The sequence below is a fragment of the Sanguibacter sp. A247 genome, assembly GCF_052324925.1.
Classification (GTDB): domain Bacteria; phylum Actinomycetota; class Actinomycetes; order Actinomycetales; family Cellulomonadaceae; genus Flavimobilis.
Window position 1 is genome coordinate 353615 of the sequence record NZ_JBQPRE010000001.1, and the last position, 20758, is coordinate 374372.

Sequence of the window (20758 nt, forward strand, 5' to 3'; positions counted from 1 at the left end):
ATGACCACCCTGCGTTCCGCCTCCGACGACGTCCGTGTCCCCCGCACGGCGCCGCTCGGCGAGCCGCCCGCCCCCGCCGTCGTCGTGCCCCTGGCACGGCGGCGGGGCCTCGGCGCGGCGAAGGCGGGGCGCAGGGCATCGTGGGCGCTCGCCGCTGCGGTGCCGCTGATCTTCCTCGGACTGTTCTTCGCGTGGCCTGTCGTCGCGATGCTCGTGCGTGGCCTCACGAGCCCCGCCGGGGGCCTTGACCTCGCGGGTGTCGCGGACGTCCTTGCTCGCCCGCGCACGTGGCGCGTCGTCACGACGACGATCCTCCAGGCGCTCGCGGGCACGACCCTTGCGGTCGTCCTTGGCGTGCCTGGCGCCTACGTGCTCTATCGGTCCCGCTTCCGCGGGCGTGCGTTGGTGCGGGGGCTCGTCACGGTGCCGTTCGTCCTGCCGAGCGTCGTCGTCGGTGTGGCGTTCCGTGCCCTGCTGGGCCCGGGCGGCCCGCTCGGTGGGCTTGGCCTCGACGGCACGTTCACGGCGATCGTGCTCGCGCTCGTGTTCTTCAACTATGCGGTCGTCGTGCGGACCGTCGGCGGGTTCTGGTCACGGCTCGACCCGCGGGCGGAGGAGGCTGCGCGCGCCCTGGGGGCGCGCCCCGCGCGCGTCCTGCGGACCGTGACGCTGCCTGCGCTCGTGCCTGCGATCGCGAGCGCGGCCGCGCTTGTCTTCCTCTTCTGCACGACCGCCTTCGGCGTCGTCATGGTGCTGGGCTCTCGCGAGCACGCCACGATCGAGACGGAGATCTACACGCGGACGACGCAGCTGCTCGACCTGCGCACGGGCGCGGTCCTCTCGATCCTTCAGGTCCTCGTCGTCGCGGCCTCGCTGGTGGTCTCGGGCCGAGCGCGCGCCGCGCGTGAACGCGCGCTGCCCCTGCATGCGCAGCCGCGCGGGGAGCGCCGCCTCACGTGGCGTTCTCCGAGCGACGTGATCGCGGGGGCGGTGACGGGCACGGTCGTCGTCGTGCTGCTCGTGTGGCCCATGGCTGCGCTCGTCGGGCGTTCGCTGCGCGACCGGGAGGGTGCGTGGACCGTTGACGCCTACCGGCGCCTTGCCGAGGCGGGGCCGGGCACGGGACTGAGCGTGACGGTGTGGCAGGCGACGGCGACGTCGTTGCGGACGGCTCTGGCGGCGGCGCTGCTCGCGGTCGTGGTGGGTGGGCTCGTCTCGTTCGTCGTCTCGCGCCGGCCGCGCTCGCGCGCGGGACGCCGCGGGCTCTCGGTTCTCGACGCGCTCTTCATGCTGCCCCTCGGAGTCTCAGCCGTGACCGTGGGCTTCGGCCTGCTCCTCACGATGACGCGGCCCGTGCTGGGCGTCGACCTGCGCACGACGGGCTGGCTCCTGCCGGTCGCGCAGGCCCTCGTCGCCGTGCCCGTCGTCGTGCGGCTCCTGCTGCCTGTGCTGCGCGCGGTCGACCCCCGCCAGCACGAGGCCGCGGCCACGTTGGGGGCGCCCCCGGGGCGCGTCCTGCGGACCGTCGACCTGCCGCTCGTCGCGCGCCCCCTCGGGCTCGCGATCGGCTTTGCGTTCGCGGTGTCGCTCGGCGAGTTTGGTGCGACGTCGTTCCTTGCCCGGCCCGACGAGCCGACGCTGCCCGTTGTCATCGTCCGCCTGCTCGGGCGACCCGGCCCCGAGAACCTTTCCACCGCGATGGCGGCCGCAACCGTTCTTGCGGTCGTCACCGCAGCCGTCATGCTGCTCGCCGAGCGGCTGCGCGGAGATGCAGCAGGAGACCTGTGATGACTCGTGCGCTCGAGGTCCGTGACGTTGTCGTCACCTACCCGCCCGACGGTCGTGGCGGCACGCCCGTGCGCGCGGTCGACGGAGTCTCGCTCGAGGTGGCGCGCGGCGAGATCCTTGCACTGCTCGGACCGTCGGGCTGCGGAAAGTCGAGCCTCCTGCGCGCGATCGCGGGCCTCGAACCGCTCACTCATGGAGCCGTGACCTGGGACGGAGTCGATCTTGCGCGCACGCCCGTGCACGAGCGCGGCTTCGGTCTCATGTTCCAGGACGGCCAGCTCTTTGCGCACCGCGACGTGGCCGGCAACGTCGCCTACGGCCTTCAGGGGCGCACGACGGTCGAGGGCCGGCGGGTTCCGCGCACGGAGCGTGCGGTGCGCGCAGCCCGGGTGGCTGAGCTGCTCGACGTCGTCGGGTTGACGGGCTACGGCAGGCGCGCGGTCGCCACTCTCTCGGGAGGCGAACGGCAGCGTGTCGCGCTCGCGCGCGCCCTTGCGCCACGGCCCCGTCTGCTCCTGCTCGACGAGCCGCTCTCAGCTCTCGACCGTGAGCTGCGTGAACGTCTCGCGGTCGACCTGCGTGCGGCGCTCCTCGCCACGGGCACGACGGCCGTGTTCGTCACGCACGACCACGACGAAGCACTCACGGTCGCCGACCGCGTCGCCGTCATGCGAGGCGGCCGCGTCGAACAGATGGGCACGCCTGCCGAGCTCTGGGCGGATCCTGCGTCGTGGTCGGTTGCGTCGTTCCTCGGGTACGAAGCCCGCGTCACGGTCGACGGTGTCACCCGAGCGCTTGCGCCCGGGGCGCTCCGGCCCGTCGGGAGCGACGCCGGGCCGCGCCTGCGGGGCGTCGTGCAGTCCGTGCACGTGCGCCGCGGGGTCGTCGAGGCGAGCGTCGACGTCGGTGGGATCGGCGTCGTCACCGTCGTGCTCGGGCGCGACGCGGTGACCCCTGAGCCGGGAGCGCAGCTCGACCTCACCCTCGACCACGCGCGCACGGCGTTGATCCCGGACTGACGCGCTGGTCACGGGCGCTTTCGCAGGGTAACGCGGGGCTCGGCCGTGCGTCGTACGGGTGCATCTCACAGACGTGTGATGGTCTGAACTGACTGTCGGGAGGGCTACAGTCGTGCCGTGCGATCGACGGGACGAGTGACGATCGGAGACGTGGCGCAGCGCGCCGGGGTCTCCGTCGCAACCGTGTCCAAGGTCATCAACGCCCGCTATGGTGTCTCGCCCTCGACGATCGAGCGGGTGCAGAAGGTCATCGACGAGCTCGGGTACGAGTCGTCGCTCATCGCGCGCTCCCTGCGCGGCCAGCGCACCAACGTCATCGGGATCCTCGTCGCCGAGTTCGAGCCGTTCTCGACCGAGATCCTCAAGGGTGCCTCCGACGCGGCGCGTGGCACGGGCTATGAGCTGCTCGCGTTCTCGGGGGCACTGGGCGGCGCTGATGCGGCCGGGCGGACGGGCTGGGAGCGTCGTTCGCTCGCACGCCTCGCGGGCACGCTCATCGACGGGGCGATCCTCGTGACGCCGACGGTCGTCGACCCCGGCCAGGCGATTCCCGTCGTCTCGATCGACCCCCACGAGGGCCGCGACGGCCCGCCGACCGTCGACTCTGACAACCTCGCCGGGGCGCGCCTCGCAACGGAGCATCTGCTGGCCCTCGGGCACCGCCGCATCGGCTTCCTTGCGGGGCGTTCCGACCTCGAGTCGGCGCGGCTGCGTGAGCAGGGCTACCGCGAGGCACTTGCAGCGGCCGGGGTCGCGTTCGATCCCGCGCTCGTCCGGGTCGGTTCGTACCGGGCCGAGCAGAGCTCTGCCCCCGCGCACGAGCTCCTCACGGGGCCCGGACGCCCGACTGCGGTGTTCGCTGCGAACGACCTCTCCGCCCTGCGGACGATCGAGGTCGCGCGCGAGCTGGGCCTGCGGGTCCCCGAGGATGTCTCGGTCATCGGCTTTGACGACGTGCCCGAGGCCGCGGCCGCTCAGCCGCCGCTCACGACGGTTGCGCAGCCCCTGCATCGCATGGGCGCGGAGGCGTTGCGCCTCATCATCGACCTGCTCGAGGGTCGCGAGCGCGAGGCGACGGACGTGCGCCTTCCGACGAAGCTTGTCGAGCGTGGCACGACTGCCGCGCTCGACGGCGACGCCGCCTGATCCTCCAGTCTCCCCGACACGCTTCGTGACCTGGGTCACCATCAACCGTATGTAAATCGTTATCGATATCGATTGACATGGGTTTTTGGCCATGGAAGCCTACCTCTGACGCCACTGACCGACGAGGGTCAGGGGAGCGATCAGTACGACTCGACGAGGAGTGAAGTCTGATGCGGAGAAACAAGATCATGGGGATCGCGGCAGTCACTGCCGCGCTCACCCTGGGCCTCACGGCCTGTGGCGGGGACGACCCGAAGGCGCCCGGCACCCCCGGAGCCAACGGCGAGGCCACCGAGCTGACCTTCTGGCACAACTCGACCACCGGTCCCGGCAAGGAATACTGGGACAAGATGGTGACCGACTTCCAGGCGGCCAACTCTGGGATCACCGTCAAGGTTCAGTCCATCCAGAACGAAGACATGGACGGCAAGCTCCAGACCGCCCTGAACTCCGGTGACGCACCGGACATCTTCATGGCGCGCGGCGGCGGCAAGCTCGCCGAGATCGTCAAGGCCGGCCAGGTCCTCGACCTCACGAGCCTCGTCTCCGAGGACGTGAAGAAGGACGTCGGCGGAACGCTCGGCGCGTTCAGCATCGACGGCAAGGTCTACGGCGTGCCGACCTCGGTGCTCCCGGGCGGCATGTACTACAGCAAGGACCTGTTCGCGAAGGCCGGCATCACCGCGACGCCGAAGACGTTCGACGAGCTCAACGACGCAGTGACCAAGCTCAAGGCCATCGACGTCGCGCCGATCGCCCTCGGTGGCAAGGCCGCCTGGCCCGCAGCCCACTGGTACTACTTCTACGCACTGCGCTCCTGCTCGAAGGCCGTCATGGACGCCCTCCCGCAGACGCGTGACTTCAGCGACCCGTGCTGGGAGCAGGCCGCAACCGAGCTCAACAACTTCGCCTCGACGAAGCCGTTCAACGAGGGCTTCCTCACGACCGAGGCCCAGGGCTCGGCAGGCTCGTCGGCCGGACTGCTCGCCAACCACCTCGCGAGCATGGAGCTCATGGGTGCGTGGAACCCGGGCGTCATCGCCGACCTCACCCCCGACAAGAAGCCGCTCGCGGACCTCGGATGGTTCCCGTTCCCGGCAGTCGCGGGCGGTGCCGGTGACCCCAGCGCCATGATGGGCGGCGTCGACGGCTACAGCTGCTCCGCCAAGGCTCCGGCCGAGGCCTGCGCAAGCTTCCTCAACTTCGTCCTCTCGAAGGAGAACCAGGAGGCGTACGCCGAGGCGTTCGTCACCCTCCCCGCCAACCAGCAGTCGCAGGGCGTCATCAAGGACCCCGCGCTGCTCGACGTGCTCGCCGCCTACAACGACGCCGCGTACGTGACGGTCTGGCTCGACACCCTGCTCGGCCAGAACGTGGGTAACGCGCTCAACGCCGGTGTCGTCGAGATGCTCGCCGGAAGCGGATCGCCGGAAGGCGTCATCAAGTCCGTGACCGACGCGCTCGCGAAGGAGTAATCGGCCATCATGAGTGACACCTTGGGCGACAACATGCTCACGTCATCAGCGCCCGAGGGTCGCTCGGCGGGCGGGGACGGTGCCTCGAAGGCGCCGTCCCCGGCCTCCCGCAAGCGGCGGTCCGGGGGTGTTGACTGGGCCAAGGGCCTCGAGATCGCACTGCTCGCCGGCCCCGCGATCGTTATGTTCCTCTCGTTCGTCATCTTCCCCGTGGTGATGGCGGCGTACTACGGATTCTTCAAGTGGAAGGGCTACGGCCCGCCCACCGAGTTCGTCGGACTGCAGAACTACATCGTCATCTTCCAAGACACGGCGTTCCACGACGCGCTCATGCACAACGGCTTCATCGTCGTCATGTCGCTCGTCATCCAGGGCCCCGCCGCCGTCGCGCTCGCGCTCCTGCTCAACCAGCGCATGCGCGGACGCTCGCTCGTCCGCGTCCTCATCTTCGTGCCCTACGTGATCTCCGAGGTCATCGTCGGGACGGGCTGGAGCCTCATGCTCCAGACCACAGGCGCCGTCAACCACTTCATCGAGCGCATCGGACTGCCCGACTGGACGGTCGAGTGGCTCTCCGACCCCAAGATCGCCATCTGGACCCTCATGGTGATCATCTCGTGGAAGTACATCGGCTTCGCCGTCATCCTCTTCCTCGCGGGCCTGCAATCCATCCCCGAAGAGCTCTACGAGGCCGCCGCGATCGACGGCGCCACCTACTGGCAGATGCAGCGCCGCATCACCCTGCCGCTGCTCGGCCCGACGATCCGCATCTGGGCGTTCCTCTCGATCATCGGCTCCCTGCAGCTGTTCGACCTCGTCTACATCATCTGGGGCCAGTACGTGGCGACGACCGCGGGCACCTCGACGATGGCGACGTACATGGTCGCCGAGGGCCGCAACGCCGGCAACTACGGGTTCGGTAACGCCGTCGCCGTCGTCCTGTTCATCATCTCGCTCGTGATCGCCCTGATCTACCAGCGCTTCGTGCTCCGCCGTGACACGGCGGGTGCGATCACGGAAGGGGAGAAGTGATGTCCGCAAGCGCCACGACCGCGCCGCCGCTCCCGGCGAGCCGCCCGGCCCGAGACTCCAAGAACAAGGCCTCGCGCCTGCACCACAGCGGACCCATGACGTACATCGTCGCCTTCCTGTTCGTCATGATGTGCATCGGCCCCGTGCTCTTCATCGTCATCGGCGGGTTCCGCAGCAACTCCGAGATGACGACGGACCCGTCAGGGTTCCCCACCGTCTGGCACTTCGACAACTACCTCAGCGTCCTGCAGAACGAGATCTTCTGGCGCCAGATGGGTAACTCGACGATCTCCGCGGTGAGCACCACGATCGGCGTCGTCATCCTCGGCGTCATGGCGAGCTACGTCATTGCCCGCTACACGTTCAAGGGCAGCACCGCGATGTACTCGCTGTTCGCCGCCGGCCTCATGTTCCCCATGACCGTCGCCATCACGCCGCTGTACATCCTCGTGCGCGGGCTCGGCCTCATGGACTCCCTCGCGGGCATCATCCTGCCGCAGATCGCCTTCGCGCTTCCGACGACGATCATCATCCTCGTCCCCTTCCTCAGGGCCATTCCCAAGGAGCTCGAGGAAGCAGCCTCGATCGACGGTGCCGGACGGCTCGGATTCTTCTTCCGGATGGTCGTCCCGCTCTCGCTGCCGGGCGTCATCACCGTCGGAATCCTCGCGTTCATCGCGGCCTGGAACAGCTACATGCTGCCCCTGTTCATCCTCAGCAACGAGATGTCGTACACGCTGCCGCTCGGTGTGCAGTCGTTCGCGTCGCAGTACGCGGTCGACACCGCCCGCGTCCTTGCCTTCACGTCGCTCTCGATGATTCCCGCGCTCATCTTCTTCTCACTCTTCGAACGCCGCATCGTCGGCGGCCTCACCGGAGCAGTCAAGGGCTGACCGCACGCGCGGACGCCCCCGACTACCTCCCGCAGCACACCTAGCAAAAGGAACGCCCGTGCCCGACCTCGACTCCACCATCCCCGGGACCCCCCACGTCTCAGCCCGCGTCCACGCGTTGTTCTCCGAGATGACCCTCGACGAGAAGCTCGCGCAGATCGTCGGCTACTGGCTCGACCAGAACGGCACCGTCGCTCCCATGCAGTCGGAGATGACCTCCGGACAGAAGGACTCGGGGCTCCTCAGCGAGATCACCAAGCACGGGATCGGGCAGTACACCCGGGTCTACGGAACCCGACCCGTCGACCCGGTCGAACGGGCCGCGTGGCTGTGGAACGAGCAGCGTCGCCTCAAGCGCGAGACGCGCCTGGGCATCCCGGCGGTCGTCCACGAGGAGTGCCTCACCGGGCTCGCCGCCTGGAAGGCCGCCACGTACCCGACGCCCCTCGCATGGGGTGCGACGTTCCACCCCGAGATCGTCGAGGAGATGGGCGCGTCGATCGGCGAATCCATGCGTGCCCTCGGCATCCACCAGGGGCTCGCGCCCGTCCTCGACGTCGTGCGCGACCCCCGGTGGGGGCGTGTTGACGAGTGCATCGGCGAGGACCCCTACCTCGTCGGCACCGTCGGCACCGCGTTCGTCAAGGGCCTGCAGTCCGAGGGCGTGCACGCGACGCTCAAGCACCTCGTCGGGTACCCCGCCTCGGACGGCGGCCGCAACCACGGGCCCGTCGCGATGGGGCCGCGCGAGATCGCCGACATCTACCTGCCGCCGTTCGAGATGGCGATCCGCGACGGCCACGCGCGGTCGGTCATGAACTCCTACTCGACCGTCGACAACGTTCCCGTCGCGGCCGACGAAAGCCTGCTCACGGGCGTGCTGCGCGAGCAGTGGGGCTTCGACGGAATCGTCGTCGCCGACTATTTCGCCGTCGCCTTCCTCGAGGTCATGCACCGCGTCGCAGCAGACCGCGGCGAGGCTGCAGCGCTCGCGCTGCGCGCCGGGATCGACGTCGAGCTCCCCACGGGTGACGCCTACCTCGAGCCCCTTGCGGAGCTCGTGCGCTCGGGCGCGTTCGACGAACGGTACGTCGACCGCTCCGTGCTGCGCGTCCTCGCGCACAAGGAAGAGCTCGGGCTGCTCGACCCCGAGGCCTTCGAGGACGAGCCCCCGGCATCGATCGACCTTGACACGCCCGCGCATCGCGAGCTCGCCCGCCGCATCGCGGCCGAGTCACTCGTCCTGCTGAGCAACGACGGCACCCTCCCGTTCGGGGGCCTGCCCGCCGCGCCCACCCCGGCGCCCGAGCGCATCGCCGTCGTCGGACCCAACGCCGACCGCACCGCTGCTCTCATGGGCTGCTACTCCTTCGTCAACCACGTCCTCGCGCACCACCCCGGAACCCCCGACGGCATCGCCCTGCCCACCGTCGCCGAGGCCCTCGCCGAGACCTACCCGGACGCGGTCATCACCCGCGCTCAGGGGTGCGCGGTCGACGGCGAAGACCGCTCCGCGATCCCTGCAGCCGTCGACGCCGCCCGGGACAGTGACGTTGTCGTCGCAGTCGTCGGCGACCAGGCCGGGCTCTTCGGCCGCGGCACCGTCGGCGAGGGCAACGACGTGCAGTCGCTCGCGCTGCCCGGCGTTCAGCGCGACCTCGTCGAGGCGCTCGTCGCCACGGGCACGCCCGTCGTGCTCGTCGTCGTCACCGGTCGTCCCTACGAGCTCGCGTGGGCTCTCGAGGGTGACGGGCCGCGTCCCGCCGCCGTCATCCAGGCCTTCTTCCCCGGTGAAGAGGGTGGTCACGCGATCGCTGACGTCATCTCGGGCGTCACGACCCCGTCGGGTCGCCTGCCCGTGAGCTTGCCCCGCAGCGTCGGCGCGCAGCCGTTCCGCTACCTCCACCCTGTCCTGGGCGGACCGAGCGACGTCACCGCGACCGACCCGAGCGCGGTGCGCCCGTTCGGGTTCGGCCTCAGCTACACGACGTTCGAGCACAGTGACCTCGTCGTCGACGAGACCGCGGCGACGAATGGCTCGTTCACGGCGTCCATCACCGTGACGAACACCGGTTCCGTCGCTGGCGCGGACGTCGTCCAGCTCTACGGGCACGACATCGTCGGCTCGCTGCCGCGGCCCGTCGTCCAGCTGCTCGGCTACGCGCGCGTTCCGCTCGCTGCAGGCGAGAGCGCACGCGTGACGTTCGACGTTCCCGCAGGTCGCCTCGCCTTCACGAACCGCGACCTGCGCCGCGTCGTCGAGCCCGGCGACGTCGAGGTCTGGGTCGGTGACCACTCGGCGACGCCCGCGCCCGCGGCCCTCGCCGACTCGACGGGCGGCGCGATCCGCTCGATCGCCGAGAACGAGACGTACGACGTCCCGGGTAGCTCGACGCCGCGTCTCGTCGTCAGGTTCACGGGTGACGTGCACGAGGTGACGGGCGCCGACGCGCGCGTCGTCGGCGTGCACGTCGCTGACACCGACACGGCCCTCGCGGGGGCGACGCCCACCGAGGAGACCCGATGACCGTCGTCCACAACCCGATCCTGCCCGGCTGCTTCCCCGACCCCTCGATCTGCCGCGTCGGCGAGGACTACTACCTCGTCACCTCGACCTTCGAGTACCTGCCGGGCCTGCCGATCCTCCGCAGCCGTGACCTCGTCACGTGGGAGCACGTCGGCGACGCCGTCACCGACCAGCTCGACTACTCCGGGCTGCCGTCGTCGAGCGGTCTCTACGCCCCGACGATCCGTCACCACGACGGGCTGTTCTACATCGTGTGCACGCTCGTCCACCAGGACGAAGACGCACGCGGCGGCAACTTCCTCATGACCGCGACCGACCCGGCCGGACCGTGGTCCGCGCCCGTCTGGCTCGAGGTCGGTGGGATCGACCCGTCAATCTTCTTCGACGACGACGGCCGCGCCTGGCTCCACGGCACTCGGCTCGTCGACCCCGACCCCGAGTGGTTCCACCAGACCGAGGTGTGGCTGCGCGAATACTCGCTCACCGAGCAGCGGCTCGTCGGGCCCGAACACATCCTGTGGACAGGCGCCCTGCGAGGCGCCGTGTGGGCAGAGGGCCCGCACCTGTACAAGATCGACGGAACCTACTACCTGCTCGCAGCCGAGGGCGGGACCGAGATCCACCACGCCGTCTCCGTCGCGCGCGCCGACACCGTCACCGGCCCCTACACGGGAAACAAGGGCAACCCCGTCCTCACCCACCGCCACCTCGGCTCACACGCCGACGTCGTCGGGGTCGGCCACGCCGACCTCGTCCAAGCGGTCGACGGCTCCTGGTGGGCCGTGTGCCTCGCCATGCGGCCCTACGGCGGCTACCACTACAACCTCGGCCGTGAGACACACCTCGTGCCCGTCGAGTGGGAGGACGGCTGGCCCGTCTTCGCACCGCGGCAGGGCCGCGTGCCCGCCGTCATCGACGTGCCGTTCGGCCGCGACGAGCCCCTCAGCACCATGCAGGGCGCCGCCAGCGGGATCGTCACTCCGAGCGACCCGCGGTGGACCGCACTGCGCGCGCTTCCCCTCGACATCGCCGAACCGGCAGGCGACGGCTGGCAGCTTCCCGTGCGGGCAGACGACCTCACCGGAACGGGCGTGCCCGCCTTCCTCGGCGTCCGGCAGCAGCACATCGACGTCGACGTGACGATCGGCGTGCGCGCCGAGCTCGCCGTCGGCGAAGAAGTCGGCCTCGTCGTCCGGCAGTCCGAGCGCGACCACGTGCGCCTCGCGCTCGTGCGCGACGGCAACGCGTGGGCCGCGGTCGTCACCCACCGCACCGCGAACGTCGACACGACGCTCGGGAGCGTCGTGCTCGACCTCGCCGACGGCGCCGACGTCGACCTGCGGCTCCGAGCGCGCGGGCAGGACTACGAGCTCTCGGCAGCGGTGACCGGGTCCACGGCCGACGTCATCGCCGTCGCCGACGGTCGCACCCTCGACACCGTCGCCACCGGCGGATTCCTGGGCCTGTGGGTCGGTGCCTACGCGACGAGCGCAGGCGCCGCCACCACGTCGGTCGCCACGATCCGCCACCTCACCTACGACCCCGCCTGACGGCTCGGCGCGCGCCGCGGCGCGGAGAGGGCGCGTGACCGCGCAGAATGGTGCGGTGCGCACCGACCCCCGCCTCCTCCTCGTCGTCGCCCTCGGTGGCAGCGTCGGAACGGCGCTGCGGTACGGCCTCGGCCGCCTCGTCCCGCACGGCGACGGCGTGCCGTGGGCGACGTTGACCGAGAACGTCGTCGGCGCGTTCTGCCTCGGACTCCTGCTCGAGGCGCTCGTGCGCGCCGGCCGTGAAGACGCACGCCGCCGCCTGCTCAGGCTCGGCCTCGGCACAGGCCTGCTCGGCGGGTTCACGACGTTCTCGGCGCTCGCTCTCGAGACCCGCACGCTGCTGGCCGACGGGCAGGCCGCACTCGGGCTCGGGTACGCGCTCGCGTCGTGCCTTCTCGGGGTCGTCGCCGCGGTCGCGGGGGTCGCGCTCGCAGCGCGCCTGCGCGGGCACGTCGGGCTGCTGCCCGACGACCCCGACGCCGCCGACCCCTTCGAGGACCCCGCGGGCACGACGCGACGGGACGAGCGATGACCGTGCTGTGGCTGTGCCTGCTGGGCGGCGCAGGCGCCGCTGCGCGCTTCTGGCTCGACGGCGCGCTGCGCGCCCGCCACCCCGGGCCCCTGCCCGTTGCGACGATGACGATCAACGTCGCTGGCTCCCTGCTCATCGGCGTCCTCCTCGGCCTGCAGGTCGCGGGCGTGCTCGCGCCCGACGGGTACGCCATGCTGGCCACCGGCTTCTGCGGCGGCTTCACGACGTTCTCGACCGCGATGGTCGAGGCCGTGCGCCTGCTGCAGGACGGTGATGTGCGGCGGGCATGGGGGAGCGTCGCGCTCACGCTCGCGCTGTCGGTCGCGGCGGCGTCCCTTGGCGTCGCGGTGACGAGCGCCCTCGCGTAGCTCGTTCCCCTCGACCGTGAGCGACGAGTGCCGTGCGTCTCGACGGGGTTGGACACCTTTCAGCGGAGAAGCAGCCTGCCCGGTTGACCTTCGGGTGGCCCGAGGGACGAGGATCGCAGGCATGCCAGGACCACTGCTCTCGATCGGGTCGTTCGCGCGGGCCGTCGGCCTCACGTCGACGACGCTCCGCCACTACGACGACGTCGACCTGCTCGCCCCTGCTCACGTCGACGAGGCGAGCGGCTACCGGTTCTACGACGTCGCGCAAGTACGCGCGGCGCGGACGCTCGCGGTGCTGCGTGACGCCGCGGTCCCGGTCGAGACGATGCGCGAGGTCGTGGCGGCCGACGCCCGCACTGCGAGCCTGCTCCTCGAAGAGCTCGCATCGCAGCGCACGCTGTCCGCGGCCGCCGACGCGTCCGCGCTGCGGCGCCTCGCGGGCGAGCTCACCGCCCCCGGGCGCGCGGTCGCCACGGTCGACGGCGCACACCTCGCCCTCGCGCTCGGGTCGGTCGTCGCTCTCGCTGGCCAGGGCGATCTTGAGGCCGTCCAGATCGTCGTCGGTGACGAGCTCGTGCTGCTCGCGTCGGACAGGGTGCGGCTCGCCCGGTGGGCGCTCGATGCGACGACGCGTGCGCCGACGGGCGGGCGCGGCCCCGTCGTGAGTCTCGCGGGGTCGGCCGTCGTGGCGCTCGCGGACTGGGCCCGCGAGCGGGCCGAGATCACGGTGACGGCCGACGCGCACGGCGCGACGTTCGTCGACGGTTCGCGCGTCGCGCCCGTCACGGCTGCGCCTTCGGGCACCGCTCCTGACCTCGCTGCCGTCTGGGAGGCGCGGTGCCCGCGCTGCGAGCACCGCACCTGGCCCCAGCCGACGACGACGCGTCACGTCGAGCTCGTCCTCGGAGGAGTCGCCGTCGTGCTCGACCGGGCCCTGCTCGACGGTGCGCTCGCGAGCATCCACGGCCCGGCGACCCTTACGGTCGACGCGCCGGGCGAACCCGTCCTCATCCGCTCGACGGCCGTGCCGCGTCACGGGGTCCTCCTCATGCCGGTGCTCCCGGCACGGCCGGAGACTGCGCACTCATGAGCCGTCGCGAGAACGTGTGGGTCGCTGTCGTTCTTCTCATGTCCCTCGGCTCGGCAGTGCTCGGCGTGGGGCTCGCGTGGTCGGCCGCATCGGCCGGGCCGCGAGTTGCGGGACTCGTGGGGGCGCTGCCGGCCGTCGTCTCGGGTTCGTTGCTGCTCCTCGGCGGAGCGCTCGTCGACCGTGTCGACCCGCGACGAGCGGTGCTCGGCTCGGCGATGGCGCTCGCGGCGCTGTGCCTCGGCGCCGCGGCCCTGCCGCGGGACGTCGCTGCAGGTCCGGCGGTGCTCGTCGTCGTGTCCGTGCTGCTCGGCGTCCACGCGGCCGTGAGCTCTCCTGCGACGGTGACGTTCTCGCGGCTCCTCTCGACGGAGGAGAGCTTTCCGCGCCTGCTCGCCGCCGAGCAGGTGGCGGGCCAGACGGCGCTCGTCGGCGGCCGGGCGCTCGGCGGGATCGTCGTCGGGGCAGGTGGGCTCGCGCTCGCGGCCGCCGTCCCGGCCGTCGCGGCGATCGTGTGCGTCATCGTTGTTCTCGTCGTGCTCACGGGGGTTGTTCGACCGCCGAGCCGGTCCGACGCGCCGCGGGAGCAGACGACGCTCGCGATGATCGGCGCGGGGACGCGAGCGATCGTCGATGATCCCGTGTTGCGTCCGTTCGTGCTGCTCACCGCCGTCGTTGCTGGCGCGGTCATCCCCGCGGTCGGGGTCGGGATGCCGCTCCTGCTCGTCGAGCAGGGCGCGGACGCGGGCATGCTTGGCGTGCTGGGGGCGTCGGTCGCGGGTGGCGTTGCGGTGGTTGCGCTCGCCGTCGCGGTCCGAGGTCGGTGGCGGACGACGTGGGTGGCCGTCGTCGGCGGTGCGGCGGTCGCCGGGTGCGGGGTTGTCGTGCTCGCGTTCGTGCCTGAGGGAGTGGGGCAGGTCGTGGGCGCGGTCGTCGTTGGCCTAGGGCAGGGGCTCTTCGCGACGCATGGTGCGCCGCTCGTGCGGCGGGTTCCGGTCGAGGTGTGCGGCAGGGTGCAGGCGACGCAGGGTGCGATGCAGGCGCTCGCGATCGCCGCCGGATCGGCCAGCCTGGGTGCGACGTCGGCCGCCTGGGGGGCGAGTCCGAGCGTCGCCGGTGCGGGAGTCGTCGTCCTCCTGGCGGCGATCGCGGCGACGGCTGGGGGCTTCCGCCCGTCGGAGCCGCGCCCAGCCACGGGCGGCGAGCCCTGCGCGGTCGCGCCGTCTCCGTCCCTCCCGGCGGGCTCGTAGGGCCACGTCGAATCGTGCAAGAGCGCTCCGAGCCGCCCGCGCTTCTGCGTGACCCGTTGCGTGTGCGCGCCGTCGGCATGTGCTGGGATGCTAGGAGTCGGAGATGGGGTGGAACGTGACCGTCGTGCTCGTGTGCGGGGTGGCCGGGGCCGGGAAGTCGACGCACGCGCGGCGGCTCGAGGCCTCTGGGTTCGCGCGCCTGTCGTTCGACGAGGTCGCCTGGGACGCGGGGCACCGCGAGCACCCGCTGCCCGACGACGTCGCGCACGCGATCCATGACATCCTTCGCGCGCGGATGCTCGCTCTCGTCGCCGAGGGGCGGAACATCGTCGTCGACACGTCGTTCTGGTCCCGGGCATCGCGCGACCGGTACCGTTCCTGGCTCGCGGAGGTGGACGTGGTGCCCGTCGTCCATCATGTTGTCGCTCCGCGCGCGGTCGTGCTCGCGCGGCTTGCCGCGCGCGGCGGCACCGGGCCGCACGACGTCGTCGTGCCGCCCGAGCTCGCGGAGCGCTACCTTGCGGGGTTCGAGGCGCCGACGCCCGACGAGGGGCCGCTCGAGCTCGTCCCGACGGCGTGAACGGCGCGAATCGTGGCCGACGGAACAGTTCCAGGTAGCCTCACCCGCGCACGCCCGGCCGTTCGTGCGAGACACTGGGACGAGTAACCCACCATTCTCACGAGGAGATCACGTGCCCCAAGGAACCGTTCGCTGGTTCGACACCGACCGAGGCTTCGGCTTCATCGCGCCCGAGGACGGGTCGGACGACATCTACGTCCACGCGTCCGAGCTGGCCGACGAGGGCGTTCGCGCGCTCCGTGAGGGCCAGGAGGTCGAGTTTGAGGCCGGTGAGGGTGATCGCGGTCCGCAGGCCCGCAACGTCCGCGTGACGGGCGAGGCCCCGGCGGCGTCGCTCGGTGTGCTCGGCACGGTCTCGTGGTATGAGCCGTCGAAGGGCTACGGCTTCGCGACGGCCGACGGCAGCAGCGACGAGATCTTCGTCCACAGCTCGTCGATCGTCGGCGGCGGCGTGGTCCGTGAGGGCCAGCGTGTCGCGTTCCTCGTCGTGCCCGGTGAGAAGGGTCCGCAGACGGACCACCTGCTCCCGCTCGGCGACCAGGCGGCACCTGCGGGTGGCGGCGCGTCCGGCAACGACGGTGCCAATGGCACCGTGTCCTGGTTCGACGGCGGCAAGGGCTTCGGTTTCATCACGCCCGACGACGGCAGCGCCGACGTGTTCGCGCACGTCCGTGAACTGGGGCGGAACATCGACGAGCTCGGCGAGGGCGACCGTGTGAAGTTCGAGACCGTCGAGGGCGACAAGGGTCCGCAGGCGCGTCGGATCGAGCTGGTCGGCGGCGGGCGTGGTGGCCGGTCGCACGGTCGTCAGGACCGGGGACGCGGCGGCTTCGACCGTGGCGGCGACCGTGGGCGCGGGGGCGACCGCTTTGACCGCGGCGGCGACCGTGGGCGTGGTGGCGACCGCTTCGACCGCGGCGGTGACCGCTTCGACCGCGGCAACGATCGCGGGCGCGGGCGTTCGAGCGCGCCGGCGCGTGGCGGCTCGGGCGAGGTCGTGCGCTTCGATCCTGACCGTGGCTTCGGCTTCATCCGCCCGGACTCGGGTGGCGACGACCTCTTCGTTCACGTGTCCGTCGTGAGCGGCGGCGTCGAGCTCTACCAGGGTGACCGTGTGCGCTTCCAGGTGCGCCAGAGCGATCGCGGGCCGCAGGCCGACCGCGTCGAGCTCGACTGACCACTCACTGACCGGCCCTCGATAGCCGATCCGCACACGTCAAGTGTGCGGATCGGCTATCGATCTTTGGGGGGTGTGGGGGTGGAGCCTGACTGGCCTCTCTCCCTTGGACCGGAGAGGCGAGGCTGGCCTGCTCGGTAGTGGATCTGTTCACGTGTGACGTCTGGTTCGGCTATCGATCTCCGGGGTGGGTGGGGGAGCCTGACTGGGCCTCTCTCCCTTGGACCGGAGAGGCGAGGCTGCTCCGCTCGGTAGTGGATCCGTTCACGTGTGACGTGCGGATCGGCTATCGATCTCCGGGGGTAGGGGGGAACCCGACTGGGCCTTGCCCCCCAGTGGCCCGATAGTCGATCGGGCCACGTGACGTGCACTGATTGGCTATCGATCTTTGGGGGTGGGGGTGGAGTCCGACTGGGCCTCTCTCCCCCTGGGCCGGAGAGGTGAGGCTGCTCCGCTCGGTAGTGGATCCGTTCACGTGTGACGTGCGGATCGGCTATCGATCTCCGGGGGTGGGGGGTGGGTCGAGCCCTACTGGGCCTCTTTCTCTCCCCCTGGGCCTCTCCCCTTGGGCCGGAGAGGTGAGGCTGCTCCGCTCGGTAGCGGATCCGTTCACGTGTGATGTGCGGATCGGCTATCGATCTTGGGGGGGTGGGGCTGACTTGGCGTTGTGGGCTGCTGGAATAGAACGCCGCTCGTGAAGGTTGAGTGCATCAGACTCAAGTTTGGGCGTCTGGGCTTGCATCAGCGCCCGACGACGCGCAGACTTGAGTGCAACAGACTCAACAGCACGATCTTCTGGAGGCATCACCCATGGCACGAGCAGTCGGCATCGACCTCGGTACCACCAACTCCGTCGTCGCAGTCCTTGAAGGCGGCGAGCCCACGGTTATCGCCAACGCCGAGGGCATGCGCACGACGCCCTCGGTCGTCGCGTTCTCCAAGTCCGGCGAGGTCCTCGTCGGCGAGATCGCCAAGCGCCAGGCCGTCACCAACGTCGACCGCACGATCAGCTCGGTCAAGCGCCACATGGGCACCGACTGGTCGGTCGAGCTCGACGACAAGAAGTACTCCGCGCAGGAGATCTCCGCGCGCGTCCTCGGCAAGCTCAAGCGCGACGCCGAGGAGTACCTCGGTGAGGCCGTGACCGACGCCGTCGTCACCGTCCCCGCGTACTTCAACGACGCCGAGCGCCAGGCGACCAAGGACGCCGGCCAGATCGCCGGGCTCAACGTCCTGCGCATCGTCAACGAGCCCACCGCCGCCGCGCTCGCATACGGCCTCGAGAAGGGCAAGGAGGACGAGCTCATCCTCGTCTTCGACCTCGGTGGCGGTACCTTCGACGTCTCGCTCCTCGAGGTCGGCAAGGACGAGGACGACTTCTCGACGATCCAGGTCCGCGCGACCTCGGGCGACAACCGCCTCGGTGGCGACGACTGGGACAACCGCATCGTCGAGCACCTCATCAAGGAGGTCAAGAACTCCTCGGGCGTCGACCTGTCGAAGGACAAGATCGCGCTCCAGCGCCTCCGCGAGGCCGCCGAGCAGGCGAAGAAGGAGCTCTCGTCCGCGACGAGCACGAACATCTCCATGCAGTACCTCTCGATGAGCGAGAACGGCCCCATCCACCTCGACTCCAAGCTCACGCGTGCGCAGTTCCAGCAGATGACGCAGGATCTCATCGACCGCACCAAGACGCCGTTCCACGCGGTGATCCGCGACGCCGGCATCTCCGTCTCGGAGATCGACCACATCGTCCTCGTCGGCGGCTCGACCCGCATGCCCGCGGTGACCGAGGTCGTCAAGGAGCTCACGGGCGGCAAGGAGCCCAACAAGAGCGTCAACCCGGATGAGGTCGTCGCCGTCGGCGCGGCCCTCCAGGCAGGCGTCATCAAGGGCGAGCGCAAGGACGTCCTCCTCATCGACGTCACCCCCCTGAGCCTCGGCATCGAGACGAAGGGCGGCGTCATGACGAAGCTCATCGAGCGCAACACCGCTATTCCGACCAAGCGCTCCGAGGTCTTCTCGACGGCCGAGGACAACCAGCCCTCCGTCCTCATCCAGGTGTTCCAGGGTGAGCGCGAGTTCGCCCGCGACAACAAGCCGCTCGGCACGTTCGAGCTCACGGGCATCGCGCCCGCGCCGCGTGGTGTCCCGCAGGTCGAGGTCGCTTTCGACATCGATGCCAACGGCATCGTCCACGTCTCCGCGAAGGACCGTGGCACGGGCAAGGAGCAGTCGATGACGATCACGGGCGGCTCCGCCCTCCCGAAGGAAGACATCGACCGCATGGTCAAGGAGGCCGAGGAGCACGCGGCCGAGGACAAGGCGCGCCGCGAGGACGCCGAGACCCGCAACCAGGCTGAAGGCTTCGCCTACTCGACCGAGAAGGTCCTCAAGGACAACGAGGACAAGCTCTCCGACGAGATCAAGACCGAGGTCGGCGACGCGATCGCCGAGCTCAAGAAGGCTCTCGAGGGCGAGGACATCGCCGAGATCAAGGCGAAGCAGGAGACGCTGACGACGGTCGCGCAGAAGATCGGCGAGGCCCTCTACGCGGCCGAGCAGGCCGGTGGCGACGCTCCCGTGGCCGAGGAGGCAACCTCGGACGAGGACGTCGTGGACGCGGAGATCGTTGACGAGGACGAGTCCAAGTGACCGACTCCCCCTTCGAGTTCACCGACAAGCGTCGGGTCGACCCCGAGTCGGGGCAGCCGCGGGAGTCCGCGGCCGCCCCGGCCGGGGACGGCGCGGCCGAGCCCGACGTCGCTGTTCCTGACGACGCCTCGTCGCTCATGGGAGACGCCGCCAGCGGCGACGCACCCCTCAACGACGAGCTCGCCGTCGCCCAGGCCCTCGCGGCCGAGCGTCTCGACGACCTCCAGCGTGAGCGCGCGTCGTTCACGAACTACCGCAACCGGTCGCTGCGCGACCAGGAGGCGGCACGTACGCGCGGCATCGAGGATGTCCTTGCGGCTCTGCTCCCGGTGCTCGACGACATCGACCGTGCCCGGCAGGCCGGCGAGCTGGAGGGCCCGTTCGCGGCGATCTCCGACAAACTCGACGCTGCCCTCGGTAAGTTCGAGGTTGTGCGCTTCGGTGAGGTTGGCGAGGAGTTCGACCCGAACCAGCACGACGCCCTCATGCACGAGGACTCGGCCGAGGCCACGACGACGACCGTGAAGTTCGTCATCGAGCCCGGCTATCGCATCGGCGAGAAGACGGTCCGCGCGGCGCGCGTCGCCGTCGTCGGACCCCAGCAGTAACGACGCGTGCGCGGCGGGCCCACGGGCCCGCCGCGCATGCACACCCACTCCCAGACGCACCGATCGGAAGGACCGCGTTGACTGGACAGGACTGGCTCGAGAAGGACTTCTACGCCGCGCTCGGCGTCGCGAAGGACGCCGACGCCGCTGCGATCAAGAAGGCGTACCGCAAGCTCGCGCGCCAGTACCACCCTGACCAGAATGCCGGTGACCCGAAGTCGGAGTCGCGCTTCAAGGAGATCGGCGAGGCCTACGCGGTCCTCTCTGACCCGGCTGAGCGCGAGAAGTACGACGCGATCCGCGCGATGGGCGGCGGCGCACGCTTTGCCGCTGGCCCTGGCGGCGCAGGTGCGGGCGGCTTCGAGGACATGTTCGGTTCGATGTTCGGCGGCGGCGCGGGTGGTGGCCACCCGGGTGGCCGCGCTGGCTTCGGTGGCGGAGGCGGCGGCTTCGAGGACATCCTCGGTGGCCTCTTCAACGGCGGTGGTGGCGCCGGGTTCCGCGGCGGGCCACGCCCGCAGCAGGGTGCCGACCTCACGACGTCCGTGACGCTGCCCTTCCGGCAGGCCGTCGAGGGCTCCGAGGTTGCGCTCGACATCGAACACCGCACGATCAAGACGCGCATCCCCGCGGGGGTGCGCGACGGGCAGAAGATCCGGCTGCGCGGCAAGGGCCGACCCGGCACGGGCGGCGCTCCCGCGGGCGACCTCATCATCACGGTCGCGGTCGCGGCTCACCCGGTCTTCGCGCTCGACGGCCACAACCTGCGCGTCACCGTGCCGGTGACGTTCGACGAGGCTGCGCTCGGCACCCGGCTCGAGGTTCCGACGCTCGACGGCTCGACCGTCAAGGTCAAGGTGGCCCCTGGGACGCCGTCGGGTCGCGTGCTGCGAGTCAAGGGCCGCGGCGTCAAGGCCGCGAAGACGACGGGTGACCTGCTCGTCACCGTTCAGGTCGTCGTGCCGCAGAACCTGTCGTCGGACGCGCGCAAGGCGGTTGAAGCGTTCCGCGACGCGACAGCCGGGGCCGACGTGCGTGCCGACCTGCTCGCGCACGCCAAGGACTGACCTC

At 70.7% G+C, this 20758-nt stretch carries 17 protein-coding genes; all 17 read left to right on the plus strand.

Annotated features, from left to right (window positions below; all coding sequences use genetic code 11):
- The 17 genes from ACTVCO_RS01520 to ACTVCO_RS01600 all read left to right on the plus strand — a co-directional run bounded on the left by ACTVCO_RS01520 (position 1) and on the right by ACTVCO_RS01600 (position 20754).
- On the plus strand, positions 1 to 1788 hold the full coding sequence (locus ACTVCO_RS01520) for an ABC transporter permease (RefSeq protein ID WP_443726620.1): 1788 nt from the start codon (positions 1 to 3) through the stop codon (positions 1786 to 1788).
- Positions 1788 to 2807, plus strand: a complete 1020-nt coding sequence (locus ACTVCO_RS01525; protein WP_443726621.1) for an ABC transporter ATP-binding protein — start codon at positions 1788 to 1790, stop codon at positions 2805 to 2807. Before ACTVCO_RS01520 ends, ACTVCO_RS01525 begins: the two co-directional genes overlap by 1 nt.
- 117 nt (positions 2808 to 2924) lie before the next feature.
- Positions 2925 to 3953 (plus strand): LacI family DNA-binding transcriptional regulator, encoded by a 1029-nt coding sequence (locus ACTVCO_RS01530; protein ID WP_443726622.1) that lies wholly within the window; start codon positions 2925 to 2927, stop codon positions 3951 to 3953.
- Between the two features lie 170 nt (positions 3954 to 4123).
- Entirely contained in the window at positions 4124 to 5428 is a 1305-nt protein-coding gene (locus ACTVCO_RS01535) for an extracellular solute-binding protein (protein WP_443726623.1), read from the plus strand.
- Between the two features lie 9 nt (positions 5429 to 5437).
- Positions 5438 to 6460 carry a carbohydrate ABC transporter permease gene (locus ACTVCO_RS01540; RefSeq protein ID WP_443726624.1) on the plus strand — a complete coding sequence of 341 codons (1023 nt, stop codon included), beginning with the start codon at positions 5438 to 5440 and terminating at the stop codon, positions 6458 to 6460.
- Positions 6460 to 7353: a carbohydrate ABC transporter permease gene (locus ACTVCO_RS01545; RefSeq protein ID WP_443726625.1), complete on the plus strand. Its 894-nt coding sequence runs from the start codon at positions 6460 to 6462 to the stop codon at positions 7351 to 7353. Before ACTVCO_RS01540 ends, ACTVCO_RS01545 begins: the two co-directional genes overlap by 1 nt.
- 58 nt (positions 7354 to 7411) lie before the next feature.
- Positions 7412 to 9880: a beta-xylosidase/alpha-l-arabinosidase gene (locus tag ACTVCO_RS01550; RefSeq protein WP_443726626.1), complete on the plus strand. Its 2469-nt coding sequence runs from the start codon at positions 7412 to 7414 to the stop codon at positions 9878 to 9880.
- On the plus strand, positions 9877 to 11430 hold the full coding sequence (locus ACTVCO_RS01555) for a family 43 glycosylhydrolase (RefSeq protein ID WP_443726627.1): 1554 nt from the start codon (positions 9877 to 9879) through the stop codon (positions 11428 to 11430). Before ACTVCO_RS01550 ends, ACTVCO_RS01555 begins: the two co-directional genes overlap by 4 nt.
- Positions 11431 to 11464: 34 nt before the next feature.
- A complete protein-coding gene (locus tag ACTVCO_RS01560; RefSeq protein WP_443726628.1) occupies positions 11465 to 11962 on the plus strand; it encodes a fluoride efflux transporter FluC in 498 nt (165 codons plus the stop codon).
- Positions 11959 to 12330 (plus strand): fluoride efflux transporter CrcB, encoded by a 372-nt coding sequence (gene crcB / locus ACTVCO_RS01565; protein WP_443726629.1) that lies wholly within the window; start codon positions 11959 to 11961, stop codon positions 12328 to 12330. The genes ACTVCO_RS01560 and crcB overlap by 4 nt, the downstream gene beginning before the upstream one ends.
- A 121-nt stretch (positions 12331 to 12451) precedes the next feature.
- On the plus strand, positions 12452 to 13420 hold the full coding sequence (locus tag ACTVCO_RS01570; protein ID WP_443726630.1) for a MerR family transcriptional regulator: 969 nt from the start codon (positions 12452 to 12454) through the stop codon (positions 13418 to 13420).
- Positions 13417 to 14667, plus strand: a complete 1251-nt coding sequence (locus tag ACTVCO_RS01575) for an MFS transporter (RefSeq protein ID WP_443726631.1) — start codon at positions 13417 to 13419, stop codon at positions 14665 to 14667. The genes ACTVCO_RS01570 and ACTVCO_RS01575 overlap by 4 nt, the downstream gene beginning before the upstream one ends.
- Before the next feature lie 103 nt (positions 14668 to 14770).
- Complete coding sequence (locus ACTVCO_RS01580) at positions 14771 to 15247, plus strand: AAA family ATPase (protein ID WP_443726632.1); 477 nt, start codon at positions 14771 to 14773, stop codon at positions 15245 to 15247.
- Positions 15248 to 15359: 112 nt separating this feature from the next.
- Positions 15360 to 16424 (plus strand): cold-shock protein, encoded by a 1065-nt coding sequence (locus ACTVCO_RS01585; protein ID WP_443726633.1) that lies wholly within the window; start codon positions 15360 to 15362, stop codon positions 16422 to 16424.
- Between the two features lie 810 nt (positions 16425 to 17234).
- Positions 17235 to 19079 carry a molecular chaperone DnaK gene (gene dnaK, locus ACTVCO_RS01590; protein WP_443726634.1) on the plus strand — a complete coding sequence of 615 codons (1845 nt, stop codon included), beginning with the start codon at positions 17235 to 17237 and terminating at the stop codon, positions 19077 to 19079.
- Complete coding sequence (grpE, locus tag ACTVCO_RS01595) at positions 19076 to 19687, plus strand: nucleotide exchange factor GrpE (RefSeq protein WP_443726635.1); 612 nt, start codon at positions 19076 to 19078, stop codon at positions 19685 to 19687. The genes dnaK and grpE overlap by 4 nt, the downstream gene beginning before the upstream one ends.
- Positions 19688 to 19764: 77 nt before the next feature.
- Positions 19765 to 20754: a DnaJ C-terminal domain-containing protein gene (locus ACTVCO_RS01600; protein ID WP_443726636.1), complete on the plus strand. Its 990-nt coding sequence runs from the start codon at positions 19765 to 19767 to the stop codon at positions 20752 to 20754.
- Positions 20755 to 20758 lie beyond the last annotated feature (4 nt).

Bases quoted from the DNA above. Each gene is read 5' to 3' on its own strand.
- crcB (WP_443726629.1), top strand. From the start codon at position 11,959: ATGACCGTGCTGTGGCTGTGCCTGCTGGGCGGCGCAGGCGCCGCTGCG.
- ACTVCO_RS01525 (WP_443726621.1), top strand. From the start codon at position 1,788: ATGACTCGTGCGCTCGAGGTCCGTGACGTTGTCGTCACCTACCCGCCC.
- ACTVCO_RS01545 (WP_443726625.1), top strand. From the start codon at position 6,460: ATGTCCGCAAGCGCCACGACCGCGCCGCCGCTCCCGGCGAGCCGCCCG.
- dnaK (WP_443726634.1), top strand. From the start codon at position 17,235: ATGGCACGAGCAGTCGGCATCGACCTCGGTACCACCAACTCCGTCGTC.
- ACTVCO_RS01535 (WP_443726623.1), top strand. From the start codon at position 4,124: ATGCGGAGAAACAAGATCATGGGGATCGCGGCAGTCACTGCCGCGCTC.
- ACTVCO_RS01570 (WP_443726630.1), top strand. From the start codon at position 12,452: ATGCCAGGACCACTGCTCTCGATCGGGTCGTTCGCGCGGGCCGTCGGC.
- ACTVCO_RS01580 (WP_443726632.1), top strand. From the start codon at position 14,771: ATGGGGTGGAACGTGACCGTCGTGCTCGTGTGCGGGGTGGCCGGGGCC.
- ACTVCO_RS01575 (WP_443726631.1), top strand. From the start codon at position 13,417: ATGAGCCGTCGCGAGAACGTGTGGGTCGCTGTCGTTCTTCTCATGTCC.
- ACTVCO_RS01540 (WP_443726624.1), top strand. From the start codon at position 5,438: ATGAGTGACACCTTGGGCGACAACATGCTCACGTCATCAGCGCCCGAG.
- ACTVCO_RS01555 (WP_443726627.1), top strand. From the start codon at position 9,877: ATGACCGTCGTCCACAACCCGATCCTGCCCGGCTGCTTCCCCGACCCC.
- ACTVCO_RS01520 (WP_443726620.1), top strand. From the start codon at position 1: ATGACCACCCTGCGTTCCGCCTCCGACGACGTCCGTGTCCCCCGCACG.